Raw genomic sequence first — 20561 nt, 5'->3', positions numbered from 1 at the left:
AGGTAATTTGTCGATTTGACAATGGCAGCTCAATTAGCCAATTTGTTGATTAGGCAATTTCAGGCACGTCATGCCAATAAACAAGCACGTCATGCCGAATTTATTTCGGCACCCCACTTGCTAAGTCTGCGATATATAAACCGTAGACCTGTCCTGTGGGATGCTGAAACAAGTTCAGCATGACGTGCGGGGTCAATTTGTCAATGAAGCTTCAATTGACAAATTGCCGAATTATCAAATTGCCTAATTAGAGCTATGGTGCTTTTTATGCTTCTTCTTAGTCTCGGTTTTGGTCGACTTTTTCTTGCCTGTAGTTTCCTTTTTAGATGACGATTTCTTAGTATCACCACTCTTTTTAACTACCGGTGCCGGGGTTACAGCAACATCTGCTTTTTTAGCATTAGCCGAAGTATCTGAACTTACCGTACGTACAGAGAAACTGTTACTGTGCAGGCTATATTCTAACAAACGCTTTTCACCGGTTGGTTTGGTTCCATCAAAAATTGGGAACTGGCGCATTAATTTGCTATCCTTAATATACAGGTTATCTTCTCCACGGTAGCCTTTGCGTTGCGAGGCCGTCATCCGTGGGAAATCTATCTTTTGCGATTTGGTACCATTGTATTCGTACACAAAAACATTGGTGTAGCGCGAAGTATCTATAGATTTGGCCTGGATGATAATTTCCGGGTTACCGTCAATATCCAGATCGGCATTTAATACATCCTGAATAGGGCCCTCCAGGTCGCCGGTAGTACTGTCATATTGCTGGTCGGTAGAGTCAGACCGCAAGATCATGTAAGCACCGCCACCTTTGGCACCACGGCCCCAGCTTAGTACATCATAATACCTGCCGGGAGCTACTTCTATCATTTTATGATATTTAAAGGGCTCTTCGAGCGTTGGCTTTTTGGCTACAGGCGCAACGGTAACCGGCGCAGTTTTTTGATCCTGGTTACAGGACGCTATACCCACACAAGCCGCAACAAGCAGTAGTATAGTTTTAAAGTTCATGGTTTTATATTAGTTAAATCAATTGGCTTAGTTAAAAAGATAGTCGGTTGTAAGATCCATCTTTATTTTGCCCGGCTGTGTCCAATACACCTGTACCGTACCTGCCGAGCCAACATCAAAATACTTTACCTTGAAACGGTGATAGCCTTTTTGCAGCAACACTTCTCCCCCCCGTTCAAAAATGCTGTGTTTGTTATCATTGCTCACAATTACCTGGTCATCAATCAATAACACAGAGCCATCGTACGATTTTACAGAGAAAATGTACTTTCCATCATTATCAATACGAATATAACCGTCATATATTATCCCGAACCCGTTCTTGTAGGCCTTTTTAAAGTCGGTGGTATAGAAACCTTTAGCTATGCCGGTATCAATAGCCGCCGCCGGATTTATCTGATCTGTATTAGCCAACGTACCTGAAACCACCAGGTATTTCAAACCCACTTTAGTTGGCTGATAAGCAATAGCCGGGAAAGCCGGGCGATTATAAATTGTGCCCTTAGTTACCACGCTCCTTTTTCCGGAAGGTGTGATTACAATAGTTTGCAACTGGCGATACTGACCATCTGGCACATTAATAGTGAAGGGATGCTCGTACAGATTATCGGTTTCGCGTGGGGTGTAATCATCTATCGTATAATAGATCTTTGCACCGTCAACCGGACTTTTTAAATTCACATTTAAGGCCGAACCTACCATGATACTGTCGGGCGCACCAATGGCAGAAGGTACACGATAGTTGATATTGTTTTTATCGAGCTGAGCCAGATGTTTAGGCAAACGGTTCTCTTTAAAATCGTTAAAATCCTTATTAGCCAACGGCGACCATGCTACCTCTGACAAAGCCATCAACCTTGGCGACAACATGTATTCCAGTTTGGCATCAGTTGGGATGTATTCCGTCCAGATGTTAGCTTGTACCCCAATGATGTATTTTTGCTGTGCTGGCGTTAAAGCTGCAGGTGTTGGGTTGTAGCTGTAGGTTTTGTTTAGCGGTGCATAATTACCAATGCCGAAAGGTTCCAGATCTGATTTGCCCTGGGCCATATCAAGATATAAACCACCGCTACCCGGGGTCATAATTACATTGTGGTTTTGCTTAGCGGCTTCAATACCACCGGCTTCGCCTCTCCAGCTCATTACGGTTGCATTTGGTGCAAGCCCGCCTTCTAAAATCTCGTCCCAGCCAATAATGCTGCGGCCTTTAGAATTTACAAATTTTTCGATCCGTTGAATAAAATAGCTTTGCAGGCCATGCTCGTTTTTAAGCTTCAACCGCTTAATCAAAGCCTGGCAAAACGCCGAACGCTGCCAGGCATCTTTAGGAGTTTCGTCGCCGCCAATGTGGATGTATTTTGATGGGAACAGCTCCATCACCTCGGTCAGCACATCTTCTAAAAATGCGAAGGTTTTATCTGTAGGGCAATAAATATCGTGAAAAACGCCCCATGTTTGTGCCACCTGGTATTGTTTGTCAGGCTCGCAGCCAAACTCGGCATAAGCGGCCAAAGCAGCTGTTGAGTGGCCAGGCATTTCAATTTCGGGCACTACATTTATATATCTTTCGGCAGCATATTTAACTACATCGCGGATCTGATCCTGCGTATAAAAACCACCATAAGGTGTGTTATCGTATTGCTGTGGTGTACGGTCGTGGTAGTTACCGATAACGGTTTGCGCACGCTGACTGCCAACAGTAGTTAGTTTTGGATATTTTTTAATCTCGATCCTCCAGCCTTGGTCATCAGTTAAATGCCAGTGGAAGGTATTGAGTTTATAAGCGGCCATGAGATCGATATATTGCTTAATCATTTCTACCGAAAAGAAATGACGGCACACATCAAGATGCAAACCACGATAGCCGAAACGAGGGTAATCTTCAATAGCCAGACAAGGCAATTCGGCTGTTCCGGCACGTTCTAAAGGTAATAGCTGGATCAACGTCTGTACACCATAAAACAAGCCTGCACCTTTACCTGCCAGCGTAATTTGCTGCGGGGTAATAGTTAAGCGGTAACCTTCGGCCGGCAAATTTTCTGTACCTGCGCTGGTTAGGATAATAGCATTTGCTGATGTGTTACTTCCTGAATTTGCAGTCAACTGATTGCTCAGCATCCATTTGCTTTTTAGGTATTCGGCAAAAAATACAACAGCCTTGTTGGTTACCGAATCGGCCACCAGTTTGGTTTGCTGGCTCAACACAAAACTACCCGGCGCTTTGGTAAGCGTTACCGGTGCAGGAATAATCCCGGCGTACTTGTCGGCGGTTTGAGCAAATGTATTTTTTGGGGGAAACGAAAGAAATACTATGAATGAGAACGCAAATAGTTTAATCAAATTAGTTTTAATCATCAGAGAATTTTGTGAGAGTTATTCTTGAGCCGTGAAATTAGCAGATTTTTTCACTTACCCATAAGTAAGTGTGTAAAAAATACGTGAGGAACCTTATTATTTATCAATATTTTAAACAAATGATGTTATCACTATATTTATTAAACCAAATTGAACCAAATGGAAAAGCCAACCTTTATACCCATGCTGGGTATTAAAACCGGCACGCAGGAATTAGATTTTTATAAAAATGTTTTCGGTGCTGTAGAGATACGCCGGTTTAGTAATGATGACGGTAGTATCCATGTTTCGGAACAATCAATTAATGGTACCCTGTTCCGCTTTCATGAAGAAAACAAGCACATTAAAAGTCCCTGGGATTTCGGCAACTCTACCGTAAACATACACCTGATGGTTAACCATGTTGATGCCATAATTGCCCGTGCAATTGAATTTGGAGCAACCGATATAAGCCCGGCCGTTGATTATGATTATGGGTACAGGCAAGGCGAGTTTACTGATCCGCTGGGGCACAGGTGGGTGATTGAGAAAGTGATATAGTTAATTCTGTCCTACGTTCAAAAACCACGTCATTGCGAGGTACGAAGCAATCTCAGACCTATTAGCAGTGACTTTGTTAACGCAGAACTTCCATCGCACAATCCGTTTTCCATTAGGAATGGTAGTGTGATTTATTCATCGTCAGTGGATGTTCTTTTCTTTGGCCGCCAAAGAAAATGAACCAAAAGAAAGCTCGTGGCTGCTCTATTTTCTTTTGAAGAGAGTGCTGTGGCAGGGACATTGCTACCCGAAAATCGAGAGGCCACATTTAGGACGGTTATTGGGGGTTTGTGGGAGCAGTTTTTCCTGTTGTTATTTAGAGCGTCGGCTGTCATGTTGTCCCGACTATAGTTGGGACGAAACATGGTGGGGAAAGGCCCTCTGCACCATACTTCGACGATGCTCTGTATGACAACCAACGCGTAGGTATAAGAAAACAAAAAAGCCATTCACCTTTCGGCAAATGGCTTTCATATATCATTAGAATATCTACTTAAACCTTAGCATGCGCCTCAGCTTCTACAGCATATTCTTTATCAGCTAAATATCTTTCGGCTTCCAGAGCTGCCATACAACCTGTACCTGCGGCTGTTACAGCCTGGCGGAAAACGCTGTCTTGTGCATCGCCGCAGCAGAAAACACCTTCGACGTTGGTTTGGGTGGTGCCTGGTTTGGTTTGGATATAGCCGGTTTCGTCCATATCAATAATACCTTTAAAAATATCGGTATTAGGATGATGACCAATGGCAACGAAGAAGCCGGTTACATCAATTATCTTTTCTTCGTTAGTTTGGTTATTTAAAACGCGTACACCTGTTACAGACTGACCGTCGCCTACAATCTCTTTGGTTTCGGTATTGTAAATTACTTCGATGTTAGGGGTAGCCAACACACGGTTAACCATTGCTTTTGAAGCACGGAACTCATCACGGCGAACCAGCATGTATACTTTACGGCAAAGTTTAGCCAGGTAAGTAGCTTCTTCGGCAGCGGTATCACCGGCACCTACCAGGGCAACATCCTGGCCTTTAAAGAAGAAGCCATCGCACACGGCACAGGCAGAAACACCAAAGCCATTATATTTTTGTTCTGACTCGAGGCCTAACCATTTGGCCGAAGCTCCGGTGGAAATAATTACAGTATCAGCAAGGATGGTAACGGTTTCGTCAACCACCACTTTGCGTGGGAAACTTGAAAAATCAACAGAACTTACATAACCGAAACGGATCTCGGTGCCAAAACGTTCTGCTTGCTTACGGAAGTCTTCCATCATCTCAGGGCCCATAATGCCTTGCGGGTAACCCGGAAAGTTCTCAACATCAGTGGTTTGTGTAAGCTGGCCGCCGGCAATCATCCCGGTATATAAAACAGGTTTTAAATCGGCACGGGCAGCATAAATAGCAGCAGTATATCCAGCAGGACCTGATCCAATGATCAGGCATTTTACGTGTTCAGTATCTTGAGACATGGTATTCTTGAAATAGGAAACAAATTTACGATTTATTGGCCAAGCCCCCAAAATAAACCGGTCAGTATATTGTAGTAATTAAAGCCAGTTTTGAATGAGTGAGTTATAATAGTTGTGAATTAGCGAATGAGTGAGTTTTGAGTTGATGGAAGTTTTATTCACTAACTCAAAACTCACTCATTCAAAACTGATTCGCTAACTCATTCATTCACTAACTCAAAACTAAATTCATCGGCCTACATTCGCCCTCAACACCCTTATGAAGTTGCCTCCCATTATATTCTGGATGTCTTTATTGCTATAGTGCAGCTTCATTAGTTCGGCAGTGATTTTGGGGTAATCAGCTACGCTGTCTAAGCCTAATGGATAAGATTCGGCACCATCGAAATCAGAACCGATGCCTACGTGATCGGCGCCAATGAGTTTAACCATATAGTCGATATGTTTGATGAGCAGGCTCAAAGGAGGCCGGATTGCATCAGATTGAGCTTTGTAAATAGTATTAAGGTGTATTGTAGCCAGATCTTCATCCTTGTAAACCTTAACGAGTGAATCGAGCTCCGCTTTATGTGCGTGCAAAAAAGCCGTTTGTTTATCGTTATAGGTACTATCTAAAAAGCCGCTGTAAAAATTCACAAACACTACGCCGCCGTTTTTGGCGAGAGCTTTCAGCTGGTCGTCTTTTAAATTACGTTGATGCGGGCAAAGTGCATACACACAGCTGTGCGATGCAATAACCGGCTTGGTGGTTGCGGCCAGCACGTCGTAAAAAGTATGCTCTCCCACGTGCGATACATCAACCATTACACCTAAATTATTGAGGCGGTATATTACTTGTTTACCAAAATCTGTGAGCCCTAAATGTGGTAATGAGTCAGCTTTATAGCGTTCTTCTTTGGCCGATGTAGCCCAGGGGGTGCTGTTATTCCATGTAAGTGTAAGATAACGCATACCACGCTTGGCGAGGCTATCGATATAATCCAATTTATCTTCAATCATGTGGCCGCCCTCTACTCCTATTAATGCAGCCATCTTTTTATGCATAACCGCAGCTGCCAGATCATGAGCGTTATAAACCAATTGAATTTTATCCGGGTTACGGCGAATCAGGGCATACAATGAATCAATTTCCCTGTTAGCAAAAGCATACGCCGACCCATGCCCGTACTGCGGACCACACCAGACAGAAAACACCTGTACATCAAGGCCGCCCTCTTTAGCACGTACCAAGTCAAAATTGCCATCGGTCTGTTTTTTGGCCAGATCTGCACGGGTGATTATTTGGTTTGATAAGGCATCGTTATGGGTATCTGCCAGTACAAAATGCCTGTGTATAGCAGCGGTATCTTGTGCCGATACTGTGGTTATTGTAATCAGGAATAACAGGTAAAGAAGGTTTTTCATGAATACAATATAGCTCTTTTTATAATTTGTCATTGCGAGCGATAGCGCGGCAATCTCGTCGCCAATGTTTATAGATCTGTATGGCTACGAGATTGCCACGTCGTTCCTCCTCGCAATGACATAAAGAGAAGAAGTATTTAAATATTTAAAACAAAAGTTAAATATTTTTCGTTTAATAACCAAATCACTAATCATGCTCATCATTACCGTAATCTATCTGTGTAAAAGGTTTAATGCAGTTGAACGCGTTAAAACATTTATACTGTTCAGAAAATTAAAGATGGCGTTTGTGTAATTACCGGCTCAGTAATTCAATAATCTTATTTTTATCGGCAATCTGGCTTTCCAGTAATTCAATTTGTCTTTTTAATCCGTCACGTTCGGCAGCGTATTCGGCATGTGATTCTGTGATGCCTATTTGATCCGGTTTCCAGCTTGGCGATTGGGCACTGCCGCGCGGAGAAACAAACTCCCCAAAAAAAGTATGAATAGGGATTTTTAGAAATTCGGCAATTTTTCGGAGTGTTTTTACTTTGATACTTTCGGTCGAAAGCATTTTGTAGAAGCCGGCTTCGGTCATATCAATTCCTGCAGCAAGCTCAGACAGGGTTATTCTTTGATGCTTAGCATGCTGACGAATATTTTGCTCTATTCGTGCAAAAAAAATATCATGTTGATTATCAGACATGTATTTCAGGAAATTATAAAAAAGTTATGGTTTATATTGGTAATACTTAACTTTACTTTTGCTTAGTTGTGTAAAACTTTGCTTAAACATAGAAAATTTTTACTAAAAAAACGATGAATGAACCAGTTTTTAAGTATCGCATCGATGAATTACTTAACAAGCTAACCGTTAAGGACTATCGCAAAGCGCTACTTATTGTGCCCCAACTGCTCAATATAAGCCAAAAAACCTTCAATAATTATCGCAAAATAAAGCTTGAAGATAAGCAGGATATTCCGCACGAAAAAGTTGTAATACTCGAAAAATTATTTGCCATCAACACCGGTGAGCTACAGAATTTCACTTTTATTGTGGAACCGATATTTAGCTTTAACGAAGAAGAGGATTTGGAACCGTTGAGGGTACAGCAGTAGTGAGTAGTGAGTAATGAGTAGTGAGTAGTGAGTAGTGAGTAGTGAGTAGTGAGTAGTGAGTAGTGAGTAGTGAGTAGTGAGTAGTGAGTAGTGAGTAGTGAGTAGTGAGTAGTGAGTAGTGAGTAGTGAGTAGTGAAAATTTCTTTTTTAAATGTTTTGTTTTATTAAATATTTCCTTTTGTCATATTGAACGACAGTGAAATATCTTCTGCGCTAAAATGAATCTGGTGAAGAAGATCCTTCGCTATCGCTCTGGATGACAAATTTAAAGCGTTAATGAGAGGAGACCAATACCTAATGATTAAATTAAATTCCTATCCTTAAACCAAACCTCATCTGGCTCAGCTTTAAAATTATCCATCAGGTTAACCAACTCAATGGCATCGGTTGATGTAATTACCAATTCACGGTTAACAGGTTTCAGGAACTTTTGCTCTACCATTACATCCATTTGCTTCAGCAGGAAATCGTAGAAACCGCCTACGTTCAAGATACCGATAGGCTTTTTGTGCAGGCCTAACTGCAGCCAGGTTAACACTTCAAAAAACTCCTCCAATGTACCGAAACCGCCGGGCAATGTGATAATGCCATCGCACAGATCATTCATCATTTGCTTGCGCTGATGCATGTTCTCAACAATATGTAATTCGGTTAAACCGGTATGGCCAACCTCTTTATTCATCAAGAACTCGGGGATAATACCAATGGCTTTTCCACCACGGTCAATAACTGCATTAGCCAACAAACCCATCACACCTACCCTGCCACCGCCAAAAATAAGGCTGATATCGCGGCTTACCATGATCTCGGCCAGTTGATCAACAGCAGCAGCTAAAGCAGGATCGCCGTTAAAATTAGAACCACAGAATACGCAGATAGCTTTCATTTTAATTTGTCAATTAGTTGATTCGGTAATTTGTCAATGCTTTTCTATCGGTAAAGCAATTTGTCAATTTATTAATTAAGTAATCATTAACAAATTGACAAATTAGCTAATTGACAAATTGCCGAATTAACGTGTATAGTTCGGAGATTCTTTAGTGATCGTAATATCGTGCGGGTGCGATTCGCGCATACCGGCTGCGGTGATGCGTACAAATTTGGCATCCTGCAACTGAGGGATATTGGTAGAGCCGCAGTAGTGCATACCTGCACGTAAACCACCTACGTATTGATAAATTACTTCGGCAAGGGTACCTTTATAAGGTACACGGCCAACAATACCTTCTGGCACCAGTTTGGTTACCACATCAGTTTCGTCCTGGAAGTAGCGGTCTTTCGAGCCTTGTTCCATTGCATCAACCGAACCCATACCGCGGTATGATTTAAACTTACGGCCTTCGTAAATAATAGTTTCGCCTGGTGATTCTTCAACCCCTGCAAATAACGAACCTGCCATAATTGAGCTTGCACCGGCAGCAATGGCCTTCACAATATCACCGGTTTGTTTAATACCACCATCGGCAATTACCGGGATGCCTGTACCTTTCAAGGCCTGGGCACACTCGTAAACGGCATATAATTGCGGTACACCTACACCAGCCACAATACGAGTAGTACAGATAGAACCCGGCCCAATACCTACTTTAACTGCATCGGCACCTGCATCAGCCAGGGCGCGGGCAGCTTCGGCAGTAGCAATGTTACCTGCGATAACCTGCAGGTTAGGGAAAAGCTGCTTGGTCGCTTTTACCATATCAATTACACCTTTTGAGTGGCCGTGCGCTGTATCAATTGTAATTACATCAACACCGGCGGCAACTAAGGCTTTTACGCGATCAATATTATCGCCCGATACGCCAACAGCAGCGCCAACACGCAGGCGGCCATGTTCGTCTTTGCAAGCTTTAGGATAATTTTTGAATTTCTGGATATCTTTGAAAGTGATTAAACCAACCAGTTTATAATCCTGATCAACTACTAATAACTTTTCAATTTTATGGTTTTGGAGTATTTCTTCGGCCTGAAATAATGTAGTGCCTTGTGGCGCAACAATCAGGTTCTCTTTGGTCATCACATCGCGTACCGGTATGTTCATATCCTTTTGGAAACGTAAATCGCGGTTGGTAATGATACCTACCAATGTATTATCTGCGCTGATGATTGGGATACCACCTACACGATACTCACGCATAATTTTAACAGCATCGCCTACCAAAGCATCTTCGTGCAGGGTAACCGGATCCTGGATCATACCACTTTCAGAACGTTTTACACGGCGCACTTCATCGGCCTGGGCCTGTATGCTCATGTTTTTATGCAGTATACCTATACCACCCGCCTGTGCAATAGCAATAGCCAATTGCGAACCGGTAACAGTATCCATCGCTGCAGAAACAATAGGCACATTAAGTTTAATGGTACGGGTTAAAAAAGAGCTGGTATCAACATCGCGGGGTAATACTTCAGAGTATGCCGGTACAAGCAGCACATCATCATACGTTAAACCTTCGGCGATAAATTTAGAGGAATCGAGCATGGCAAATAATATTTTGGGATTGATTACTTGCCGGGCAAAGGTAGCAATTATTTCGGATTTTAGAAACCCTGCCGAGGATTTTGCCGCTTAATGCAATTATATAGCATTAAGATTACAATTTATTTATATCGGATTTCGGATGTTCAATTTCGGATTTAGCACCTTGCATGCTCAAAAAAAGAACGTCATTGCGAGGTACGAAGCAATCGCGAACTACACAGAGCGGCTCTGTAGGTTGGGGATTGCTTCGTTCCTCGCAATGACGCGTAAAGGTAAATCCGAAATCGAACATCCGAAATCTCTTAATACTTCCCTACTATCACCTTATACATCTTATCAAAATCCAGATATTTATTCGCCAGGTCTAAAATATCCTGCGGGGTAACGGCTTTGATAACGTTGGTATAGCGATCGTAATAGCTGTAATCGAGGCCGGAAAAGTATACATTCTTGAACTTATCGGCATGTGAAAACACATTCTCCAGGCTGCCTAAAAGCGAGCCCAGCATATAGTTACGCACCAGGTCCAGTTCTTCCTGCGGTACCAGTTCTGTTTTAAGGCGGTTGATCTCTTTTTCAATTTCTGATAAGGCATCTTTGCATACATCTGCCCCTACTTCTGTAGCGATGAATATTGAACCGCAATGCTTTAGCGAGGTCATGCCAGAGCCAATGCCATAGGTATAACCTTTGTCCTCGCGGATATTAGCCATCAGCCTTGATCCGAAGTAACCACCTAAAATGGTGTTTAACACCTGCAAAGCAGGGAAATCGGGATGATTGCGATTGATAATACGCGAACCGATACGGATAGCTGATTGTATGGCATCGGGCTTTTCGATATAATAAAAATGCTCGTCGGCCGAGCTTATCTCGGGCTGTGTTGTGTCCGCGGCTTCTTCGCCATTTGCCCAGCTATCGCCAAAGGCATCGGTAATGAGTTTTAAGATACTATCATCAATTTTACCTGCCAAAAATATAGTACAGTTTGATGGCTGAAACATTTGTTTAAAATGCACCAACATATCTTCACGCTGTAATTGCTGATAGTCTGCAGCATCGGCAGCCAGACCATACAGCGAATCGCCGTTCATGGCTTTGTTAAAGGTGCGGCGTGCTACCACATCATTTTTTTGCAAGCTTACCTGCAGTTTTTGTTGTTGGTTACGCACGTAGGTTTCCAGTTCGCTTTCCGGGAAAACAGAGTCGGTAACCATATCCTTAATTACCGGCAAAGTACTGCCCAAATGTTTGCTCAGGCTGTACAGCGTAACTATCGAATTATCGTAACCAAATTCTGATTGCAAAAAGGCGCCGTAAAAATCAATCTGATCGGCAATTTGTGAGGCCGAAAGTTTACTTGTACCCTCGGTAAGCATGGTTACTACCGCACTGTTCAACAACGGCTTAGCCGGGTTAAAGCGCAGGTTACCAAATACCCACTCTATGCGTACTAAATCCTGTTCGCCAGAGTTAAAGTAATAAAGGTTACAACCGTTAGGCAATTTAATGTGTCCCGGTTCAACCAGTTTAATATGTTCTATTGCACCAAAATGTGGTGCTAAGGTTCTGTCTAACATTTTAATACTGAGATTATTCAGTTTCTATTTCTTGTGCTGCATTTTGTTCGGCCAGGTAAATTAAGGTCGATGAATTATCCTTGCGGAAAATCTTATTAGCCTGCTCCCTAATCTGCGCTGCAGTAATGTGTAAATAATGGTCAGCTTCCTGGTTTAGCAAATCGCCATCGCCCAACAGCTCGTAATAAGCCAAATTCATGGCTTTATCCAGTAACGACATTTCTGAAAACATCAGTGTCGATTCTGTTTTGTTTTTTACCTTGGTCAGCTCATCAGCCGGGATGTCGTTTTGTTTCAATAACTCCAGTTGCTCCCAAATTGCGGCTTCGGCCTGTTCGATACTCACAGTTTCCAGAGGCTTACCTTCTACCACAAACATTCCGGTATCAAAGCTGCCGGTCATGTAAGCATGGATCTCGCTGAATAACTGTTGGTCTTTCACCAAACTGCGATATAAACGCGATGAGTTACCGCGCGATAGTACATCGCCCATCAAATCAACAGCATAATAGCCATCATCCATCCGCGCTGGGGCCTGGAAAGCAATATAAACATCGTTCAACGGTACTTTTGCAGTAACAGTTTCACGACGTTCTTCACGTTGTGCAGGCTCTTGCGGAATGTTGCGTACATACTTTTCACCTGCCGGTATCGGCCCGAACCATTTTTCGGCAAGGGCTTTAACGTCTTCGGTTTTCACATCGCCCCCAACTACCATAATGGCATTTTGCGGGTTATAATGTTTTTTGAAGAATGCCTTTACATCGTCAATATGTGCGTTCTCGATATGCGAAAGTTCTTTACCAATGGTAGCCCAGCGGTAAGGGTGCTGCTTGTAAACCATCGGGCGCAAACGCAACCATACATCGCCATAAGGCTGGTTAAGATAGCGTTGCTTAAACTCTTCCATTACTACGTTGCGCTGTACTTCAAGGCTTTTCTCGCTGAAGGCCAGGCTTAGCATACGGTCGCTCTCGAGCCAAAACGCCGTTTCGAGGTTTACGGCAGGTAGGGTAACATAATAATTGGTAATATCATTACTGGTGAAGGCATTGTTTTCGCCGCCAACACGCTGTAAAGGTTCATCATAAGTGGGTATATTTACAGAGCCCCCAAACATGAGGTGCTCAAACAGGTGCGCGAAGCCTGTTTGCGACTCATCTTCGTCGCGGGCGCCCACATCGTACAATATATTTACCACCGCCATTGGGGTAGTATTATCTTCGTGCACAAGCACGCGAAGGCCGTTACTTAGTGTAAAACGGTTAAATTTAACCATGTATTAATGTATTATATATGCAGCAAATGTATAATTTTTACCTTAAAACCAACCAAAAGGCTAACCGGCATCGCAGCGGTAAACATATTTTTGCAACCTTAATTAAGCCATTGCGTACAAACGGTAACCGCAAACCTTATAATCTCCGGGCTTTTGTCACAATGCTTAATAAAGATCAACTGTTACAGCAGATTAATGCTACGATGGGTAAAACCAAAGTGCTCGAATTAACAGCAATTCTGCAACATAAGAATTTTAAACTTCGCGACCTGATAGAGCTTACATTTTATGACAATAAAAAGATAGCTTTCAGGGCTGCATGGCTGCTCGAAAATTTGTTTTTACAACGCCCGGATGCTTATTTATCCGATCTGGAATACCTGGTTAACTGTTTCCCCTATATTAACCATGGCAGCTGCAAACGCCATTATGCCAAAATTGCCATGCATATTACTGCACCGCAAGCTTCGCCACGTATTAAACAAGCTTTGTTTGAAATTGATATGGAACCGGTAATAAACCAGTGTTTTGATTGGGTGATTGACCCTAAAGTACTGGTAGCCGTAAAAGCATTTGCTACCGAAGCATTATTTAACCTACGCCATCGTTATCCCTGGATAGCTGAGGAGTTATCGGCCCAATTAGAATACCTGATGCGAGATGGAAGCCCCGCCATACAAAGCAAAGGAGAGAAGTTATTAGCGTATTTACATCCCCTGGCCTAAGCAAGGGGATGTATTATGTTTTAGTTTGAAGCCGTAGGGCGATCCTCGCCATGCAGGTGATCGCTTACCTGGTGATGATGTAATTTAGCCTCAATAGCCGACGAACTGTTATTGGCATAAGTACCATAAGCATCAACCAAAACACCTTTAAGATTGTGTTTAGGCGAAGAGATAGCATATACGATCGACATATCAGACGGGTTACTTGCGCCCTCGAAGCGGTAAAACTCATCTACCTCAAAATCATCGGCAGTAAGCTGTATATTCTGTGATTTATCCTGGATACTGTCTGTTCCGTCTTCGAAACTTAAGTTGGCAGTATAGCCTCTTTGTAAAAGGTCGTTAGTGGCATCCACTAAGGTTTCATAATTTTTCATGGTGGTTGATGTTAAGTGCGACAAGCTTTGCGCTTGCTATATTGTAAACCAATGAGCAGCCAATTTGTTGATTTGGCAATTAGATAATTTGCTAATGTTACCCTGCACGTCATGCTGAACTTGTTTCAGCACCCCACAGGACAGGTATATATTTTGCATAGTTCGCTTAACATGTGAGTTGCCGAAAAAAGTTCGGCATGACGGTACTGTTTGAAGAACCCTCAAACTGATTAACAATAATTAACAAATCAACAAATTGCCTAATTGACAAATTAATTTAACTTTGATTGCTACAAATACTAAGCCCATGTTTAAATCACTTTTTATAGCAGCAAGTTTTATTGCATGCGGTGCTTTAGCAAAAGCACAAAGTTTAAATAGCTACAAATTAGCTCCGCTTGATAACTCTAAAACATTATCAAACCAATTACCACAGTTTAAAATCGATACTTCATTTACTTATAAATTACCACAAACTGTTCCCTATACACAGTTTATGCCTGTACAGCCTTTGCAAAAAGATTATTCTGAATTTTTAACAGCAGATAATTTTAACAGCAACATGCCAGTAGTTAAGCTGCAATCGACCGATAAAATGCCTGTATTAAAGCTGGGTGATAGCGAGACAACGCACTATACTATGTTAATTAAACGCATTGGCAGTGAGGCAACCAACGATAAGCCAAGGCCGTAACTAAGGTATGTTCATCCTATCCAAAGTATTGCTCTTCCTGCTTTTTCCTATTACTTGGGTATTTGCCATCTTTGTATTGGCCATATTCTCCAAAAACCAACGCCGAAAACAGCGTTTAATAATTGCCGGGGTTGTAGTATTTTACATTTTCTCGATGCCTTTTTTGTTGGATAATTTTGCCCGAAACGTATGGGATTACCCTCTTGCAAAACTGGATAAGAACACCAAATATAGCTGTGTAATTGTTCTGGGAGGTTTTTCGTCCGAGAAAGCTGACAGTACAGGCATGTTCAACGGCGCATCTGACCGGTTTATACAAGGCCTAAAACTTCATGCAACAGGGCAGGCATCGCACATATTAATAACCAGCGGCAACGGCACGTTGGATCCCGACGGCTTTTCGGAGGGCAACTGGGTATATACCCAATTAAAACAATTTAACCTGCCCGATAGCAGTATTTTGATAGAAAACAAATCGCGTAACACGATTGAGAACGCAGTATTTACCAAAAAGCTTTTGCTTGAAAAACATCTGTCCCCGCCATACTTACTGGTAACATCAGCCTTCCACATGAGGCGGTCTATGCTGATATTCAAAAAGGCCGGATTAGAAACCGTGCCCTACCCTTGTAATTACATTGCCGGTTTTGGCAAATTCACCGTCTATTCTTTTTGGCCAAGTACCGAGACTTTTAATGCCTGGGGATATTACAATAAAGAATTGGTTGGGTATGTGGTGGCGTGGATGAGGAAGTTTTAATTCAATTTGTTAATTTGATAATTTGTCAATGGGTTCACTATAGATTCGTCATTGCGAGGAACGAAGCAATCGCGAACTGTACAGAGCGGTTCTGTAGATCGGGGATTGCTTCGTTCCTCGCAATGACGATCTGGTGTTGAGAGAGCTCCATAAAACAAAAAAAGCATCCACTTTCAGCGGATGCTTTCTATTCATTAATTCACTGATGCCGTTAGCCATTAACCGGCTCCTTCTTCATCTAATCAATCTAAATCACACAAATCAATCACACATCACTGCCAGTCAACAGACTAACGGTCAAATGAATCAATGAATTAGTATTATTCGTTCAGGAACACAAACTGGTTGTCGAACATGTCCAGTTTTATCTTACTGTCTTTATCAATTTTACCTGCGAGGATCTGTTTAGACAACTCATTCAGGATCTTTTTCTGGATCACACGTTTCAGCGGACGGGCACCATACTGCGGGTCATACCCCAACTGAGCCAGCCAGTCTAAAGCCTCATCGCTGGCTTCCATTGTGATACCCATTTCTTGCAAAGTATTTTGCAATTGTTTAAACTGTAATTTCACAATAGCGCCAATTTCGCTGCGGCCAAGTGGTGTAAACATGATAATCTCGTCGATACGGTTCAAAAACTCCGGACGGATGGTACGTTTCAGCAAGTCAAACAACTGCGATTTGGTACGTGCCATCAGTTCGTCTTTATCACCTTCATCATAGGTCTCAAAGTTCTCCTGGATAATGTTCGAACCAATGTTCGAGGTCATGATGATGATGGTATTTTTAAAGTTTACCACGCGGCCTTTATTATCAGTTAAACGGCCATCATCCAAAACCTGTAACAAGATATTGAATACATCCGGGTGCGCTTTTTCGATCTCATCCAGCAGGATTACGCTGTATGGTTTACGACGAACGGCTTCAGTTAATTGTCCGCCTTCATCATAACCCACGTAGCCCGGAGGCGCTCCTATCAGCCTTGATACCGCATGCCGTTCCTGGTACTCCGACATGTCGATCCGCACCATTGATTGCTCATCATTGAACAGATAATCGGCCAATGCTTTAGCCAGCTCTGTTTTACCCACACCGGTAGTTCCCAGGAATATGAACGACCCGATTGGTTTACGTTTATCCTGCAAGCCCGCACGGCTGCGGCGTATGGCATCACTAATAGCTTCAATTGCTTCTTCCTGCCCGGCGACACGTTTATGCAGTTCATCTTCCAGGTTCAGCAGTTTTTCACGCTCGCTTTGCACCATTTTGCTAACCGGGATGCCTGTCCAGCGGGCAACCACACCGGCAATATCATCGGCAGTAACTTCCTCTTTCAGCATCCGGCTGGTTGATTGATTAACCAGCAATGCTTCTTTCAGCTTATCAACTTCTTCCTGCGCTTCGCGGATGCGGCCGTAGCGGATCTCTGCTACCTTACCGTAATCCCCAGCACGCTCGGCCTGTTCAGCTTCCAGTTTATAGTTTTCTATCTGCTCTATTTTAGAGTTGATACCATCAACCAAATCTTTTTCACTTTGCCATTTGGCGCGTAACTCATCGCGGTCGGCAGATAGGTTGGCGATTTCTTCGCTCAACTCGGTAACCTTGCGGCTATCGTTTTCGCGTTTAATCGCTTCGCGCTCAATTTCCAGTTGCATAATGCGGCGTTCCAGTTCATCAACAGCTTCTGGTACCGAATCCATTTCCAGACGGAGTTTAGAAGCAGCCTCGTCCATCAAGTCAATCGCTTTATCCGGTAAAAACCTGTCGGCAATATAGCGCTGCGACATTTCTACCGAAGCAATAATGGCTTCATCCAAAATCCGCACCTTGTGGTGTGTTTCGTAACGCTCCTTCAATCCACGCAGGATTGAAATGGCATCGGCAGCATCCGGTTCATCAACCTGTACGCGTTGGAAACGACGCTCGAGGGCTTTATCTTTCTCTATATATTTTTGATACTCATTAAGCGTGGTTGCACCAATGGCCCTTAATTCGCCACGGGCAAGGGCTGGTTTCAGAATGTTTGCGGCATCCATAGCACCTTCGCCACCACCAGCACCAACCAACGTGTGGATTTCATCTATAAATAATATGATCTCGCTATCACTTTGGGTAACCTCTTTAATAACGGCTTTTAAACGCTCTTCAAATTCGCCTTTGTATTTGGCACCAGCAACCAGTGCGCCCATATCCAGCGAATACACGGTTTTGGTTTTCAGGTTCTCGGGCACGTCGCCTTTGATAATCCTGAACGCGATACCTTCGGCAATGGCTGTTTTACCAACACCTGGCTCGCCCACCAGTACCGGGTTATTTTTGGTACGACGCGATAAGATCTGGATTACACGACGAATCTCTTCATCACGGCCAATAACCGGGTCGAGCTTGCCAGATTCGGCGTACTCATTCAGGTTGCGGGCATATTTGTTTAACGCGTTATACGTCGCTTCGGCATTTTGGTCGGTCACTTTATTATCGCCGCGTAATTCTACAATGGCTTTTTTAAGGTCTTTCTCGTTAACGCCGGCATCTTTTAACGCATTACCCGCAGGGTCATTTACCGACAGGATACCCAGCAATACATGCTCTACAGACACAAATTCGTCCTTAAATTCTTTCAGGTAGCTCTGTGCCTTTTGCAATGCCGAATTGGCGTTTGATGACAGGTAGATATTGCTGCCACTCACCTTTGGATACGAGGAAATTTGTTTATCCAGTATATCGTTGAGGCGGGTAATATTTACATTTAATTTCTTTAACAGGTACGATACAACGTTTTCATCAGCCAGTAACAAACCTTTGAGCAGGTGCGCATTTTCAATGGCCTGCTGCTGATTGGCAGTTGCAATTTCTGAAGCCTTTTGGATGGCCTCTTGTGCTTTTATGGTATAGTTGTTAAAATTCATAACACACTTATTTCAATTTACTTGCCAGCACTTTAAAAATGATAAAATGACAGCCAGAATTAGTTTAAAGCGACATTTTGGCTACAACCCACCGCTTTGTTACAAACAAAACGGACATAAGGGCGTATATTTAAGTACATCTTATGAATATGAAAAAAGTCGCATTATCTATAATCGCTTTGCTGGCATTAATTGTTTGCATAATTGCTTACTTTCTGGGAATTGGGAAGGATACTTCTAAGAATAGGGCGATTGATTTAAACTAACCGTCATGCCGAATTTATTTCGGCACCCCGCAGGACAGGTGTAAACCAAGCAATCGTAAACTTAACATGTGGGATGCCGAAATAAATTCGGCATGATGGGCGGAGAGAATTAACTCAATCAACCACTCACTTAATCCAACTACTCACTCCCCTCCTGATTACCGAAATAATTTGATATTTTTGGTTAATCATTTAAACTTACATTGGAAACCTACTTTTTCAGAAGCATACCCGCCAAGTACCGCACCGGGTATCGTAAGTATTACATGCTGCAAAATTTGAAGGCAGTATATATTGCCGCGCTTATATTTTTTGCACTGAATGTAATTTTGAGATTGTTTTACACCTTCCTTTCCGAAGGGTTAACCCACGCACAGAATTTCCCGGAGTTTAATATTACCAACTGGATCTATATTGCCGTTACGCCATTTTTTATTCTGATCAGTAATTATCAGATAGGCATATTTAATAAAAGCAAACGACCGAGCAAGGCTTTTTCGCTCACTATCATCCTGTTTTGTATCTATTTGATAACAGGTGGCTTGGTATCGAGTATTATAGCCACACACGATCCGAGAAATAGCCTTATCCTATACCTTTTCGCCATTTTTGTGGTAGCCGTTGTGTTTTTGTTTGAGTACGAGGACACCCTGGCGCTTACCATAGTTACTGAAATACTATTTACTGCAGCCCTGTTTTACTGCAATATTGATAGTACGGAGATTATCTACAATCAGCTGATTTCAGCCTTTGTACTGGCCGGCTTTTTCTTTATGTCGAGATATGCCTACTCTTTTAGGGCAATGCATTACTTGCAGCTGAACGAGATTAAGGAGAAGAATGCCGAAATTGAAAAAGCCAGTGCATTTAAGAACGAAGTACTGGGCATGGTAGCACATGACCTGCGCAACCCCATTGGCGCCATTGAGTCGGTAACGCTGATTATGGAACTGGACGAGATGGACGATGACACGGCCGATAATGTATACATGATCAAGGCTTCGTGCACCAAAGCCATGTCCATCATTAATGATCTGCTTGAGGTTGCCAAAAACGACAATAGCGATGTAATAGAAACCCAGCGACTGGAGCTAAACCAGCTACTACGTAATATCATCGAAATGTGGCGCTTTAGGGAAAATATTAAGAACGATATTGTGCTTACCAGTAACCAGCCCGAAGTATTTGCGGCTATTAACGTTGAGAAGTTTCAGCGGGTAATTGATAACCTCATCAGCAATGCCATTAAATTCTCGAAGGAAACCGACAAGATTGAGGTAAACGTAACCCAAAGTAAAACAGGCATCCTGATAGAAGTTAAAGACTACGGCCTGGGTATCCCCAAAGAAATGCTGCCCCACATCTTCGAACGTTTCTCTAAAGCAGGCCGTCAGGGCGTCCGCGGTGAGCAATCAACCGGCCTCGGCCTAAGTATAGTGCGCCAGATTGTAGAAAAACATCACGGGCAAATTGAGGTGCAGAGTGAAGAGAAAAAAGGTTCGACGTTTAGGATAAGTTTGCCGCAGGCGGTTTAGCCGCCACGTCATCCCGAACTTGTTTCACTGTTGTCCGGTAAAAAATGAAGGAGATAGTAAAAGAGGCATTGA

17 protein-coding genes are annotated in these 20561 nt (G+C 42.8%); 6 read left to right on the top strand and 11 right to left on the bottom strand.

Features of this window, described 5'->3' with window-relative positions; genetic code table 11:
• Window positions 1-243: 243 nt before the first annotated feature.
• Together PQO05_RS12430 and PQO05_RS12425 are read right to left on the bottom strand one after the other, a co-directional pair.
• Entirely contained in the window at window positions 244-1014 is a 771-nt protein-coding gene (locus PQO05_RS12430) for a hypothetical protein (RefSeq protein ID WP_273633238.1), read from the bottom strand.
• 27 nt (window positions 1015-1041) lie between these two features.
• Window positions 1042-3369, bottom strand: a complete 2328-nt coding sequence (locus PQO05_RS12425; RefSeq protein WP_273633237.1) for a family 20 glycosylhydrolase — start codon at window positions 3367-3369, stop codon at window positions 1042-1044.
• A gap of 159 nt (window positions 3370-3528) precedes the next feature.
• Between PQO05_RS12425 and PQO05_RS12420 the strand changes: the two genes are divergently transcribed.
• Window positions 3529-3909 (top strand): VOC family protein, encoded by a 381-nt coding sequence (locus PQO05_RS12420; RefSeq protein ID WP_273633236.1) that lies wholly within the window; start codon window positions 3529-3531, stop codon window positions 3907-3909.
• A gap of 493 nt (window positions 3910-4402) precedes the next feature.
• Here PQO05_RS12420 and trxB read toward each other — a convergent pair whose 3' ends face one another.
• The 3 genes from trxB to PQO05_RS12405 form a co-directional block, all read right to left on the bottom strand.
• A complete protein-coding gene (gene trxB, locus PQO05_RS12415) occupies window positions 4403-5377 on the bottom strand; it encodes a thioredoxin-disulfide reductase (protein WP_273633235.1) in 975 nt (324 codons plus the stop codon).
• Window positions 5378-5605: 228 nt separating this feature from the next.
• Window positions 5606-6781: a dipeptidase gene (locus PQO05_RS12410; protein ID WP_273633234.1), complete on the bottom strand. Its 1176-nt coding sequence runs from the start codon at window positions 6779-6781 to the stop codon at window positions 5606-5608.
• Window positions 6782-7076: 295 nt separating this feature from the next.
• The gene (locus PQO05_RS12405; protein ID WP_273633233.1) at window positions 7077-7469 is read right to left on the bottom strand and encodes a helix-turn-helix domain-containing protein; all 393 of its coding nucleotides are present in this window, start codon (window positions 7467-7469) and stop codon (window positions 7077-7079) included.
• A gap of 113 nt (window positions 7470-7582) precedes the next feature.
• Between PQO05_RS12405 and PQO05_RS12400 the strand changes: the two genes are divergently transcribed.
• Window positions 7583-7882, top strand: coding sequence for a hypothetical protein (locus tag PQO05_RS12400; RefSeq protein ID WP_273633232.1), 300 nt, complete (start codon window positions 7583-7585; stop codon window positions 7880-7882).
• Between the two features lie 301 nt (window positions 7883-8183).
• Here PQO05_RS12400 and PQO05_RS12395 read toward each other — a convergent pair whose 3' ends face one another.
• The 4 genes from PQO05_RS12395 to PQO05_RS12380 form a co-directional block, all read right to left on the bottom strand.
• Window positions 8184-8768: an LOG family protein gene (locus PQO05_RS12395; RefSeq protein WP_273633231.1), complete on the bottom strand. Its 585-nt coding sequence runs from the start codon at window positions 8766-8768 to the stop codon at window positions 8184-8186.
• Window positions 8769-8894: 126 nt separating this feature from the next.
• Window positions 8895-10361: an IMP dehydrogenase gene (gene guaB, locus PQO05_RS12390; RefSeq protein WP_273633230.1), complete on the bottom strand. Its 1467-nt coding sequence runs from the start codon at window positions 10359-10361 to the stop codon at window positions 8895-8897.
• Between the two features lie 302 nt (window positions 10362-10663).
• The gene (locus PQO05_RS12385) at window positions 10664-11941 is read right to left on the bottom strand and encodes a M16 family metallopeptidase (RefSeq protein ID WP_273633229.1); all 1278 of its coding nucleotides are present in this window, start codon (window positions 11939-11941) and stop codon (window positions 10664-10666) included.
• A gap of 13 nt (window positions 11942-11954) precedes the next feature.
• Window positions 11955-13220, bottom strand: a complete 1266-nt coding sequence (locus tag PQO05_RS12380) for a M16 family metallopeptidase (protein ID WP_273633228.1) — start codon at window positions 13218-13220, stop codon at window positions 11955-11957.
• 26 nt (window positions 13221-13246) lie between these two features.
• Here PQO05_RS12380 and PQO05_RS12375 point away from each other — a divergent pair, with 26 nt between their 5' ends.
• Complete coding sequence (locus tag PQO05_RS12375; RefSeq protein ID WP_273633227.1) at window positions 13247-13945, top strand: hypothetical protein; 699 nt, start codon at window positions 13247-13249, stop codon at window positions 13943-13945.
• Window positions 13946-13965: 20 nt separating this feature from the next.
• Here the strand turns inward: PQO05_RS12375 and PQO05_RS12370 are convergent, their stop codons facing one another.
• The gene (locus PQO05_RS12370) at window positions 13966-14322 is read right to left on the bottom strand and encodes a phosphoribosylpyrophosphate synthetase (protein ID WP_273633226.1); all 357 of its coding nucleotides are present in this window, start codon (window positions 14320-14322) and stop codon (window positions 13966-13968) included.
• Between the two features lie 307 nt (window positions 14323-14629).
• Here PQO05_RS12370 and PQO05_RS12365 point away from each other — a divergent pair, with 307 nt between their 5' ends.
• Both PQO05_RS12365 and PQO05_RS12360 read left to right on the top strand, forming a co-directional pair.
• Window positions 14630-15016, top strand: coding sequence for a hypothetical protein (locus PQO05_RS12365; protein WP_273633225.1), 387 nt, complete (start codon window positions 14630-14632; stop codon window positions 15014-15016).
• A gap of 7 nt (window positions 15017-15023) precedes the next feature.
• Window positions 15024-15776 (top strand): YdcF family protein, encoded by a 753-nt coding sequence (locus PQO05_RS12360; protein WP_273633224.1) that lies wholly within the window; start codon window positions 15024-15026, stop codon window positions 15774-15776.
• Between the two features lie 320 nt (window positions 15777-16096).
• Here the strand turns inward: PQO05_RS12360 and clpB are convergent, their stop codons facing one another.
• Complete coding sequence (gene clpB, locus PQO05_RS12355) at window positions 16097-18688, bottom strand: ATP-dependent chaperone ClpB (RefSeq protein ID WP_273633223.1); 2592 nt, start codon at window positions 18686-18688, stop codon at window positions 16097-16099.
• Between the two features lie 469 nt (window positions 18689-19157).
• Here clpB and PQO05_RS12350 point away from each other — a divergent pair, with 469 nt between their 5' ends.
• On the top strand, window positions 19158-20489 hold the full coding sequence (locus PQO05_RS12350; RefSeq protein WP_273633222.1) for a sensor histidine kinase: 1332 nt from the start codon (window positions 19158-19160) through the stop codon (window positions 20487-20489).
• Window positions 20490-20561: the final 72 nt, after the last annotated feature.

The sequence above is a fragment of the Mucilaginibacter jinjuensis genome, from assembly GCF_028596025.1.
Taxonomy (GTDB): Bacteria; Bacteroidota; Bacteroidia; order Sphingobacteriales; family Sphingobacteriaceae; genus Mucilaginibacter; species Mucilaginibacter jinjuensis.
Note: the sequence above shows the minus strand (reverse complement) of the source record. Positions and strands in the feature narration are given on the sequence as shown.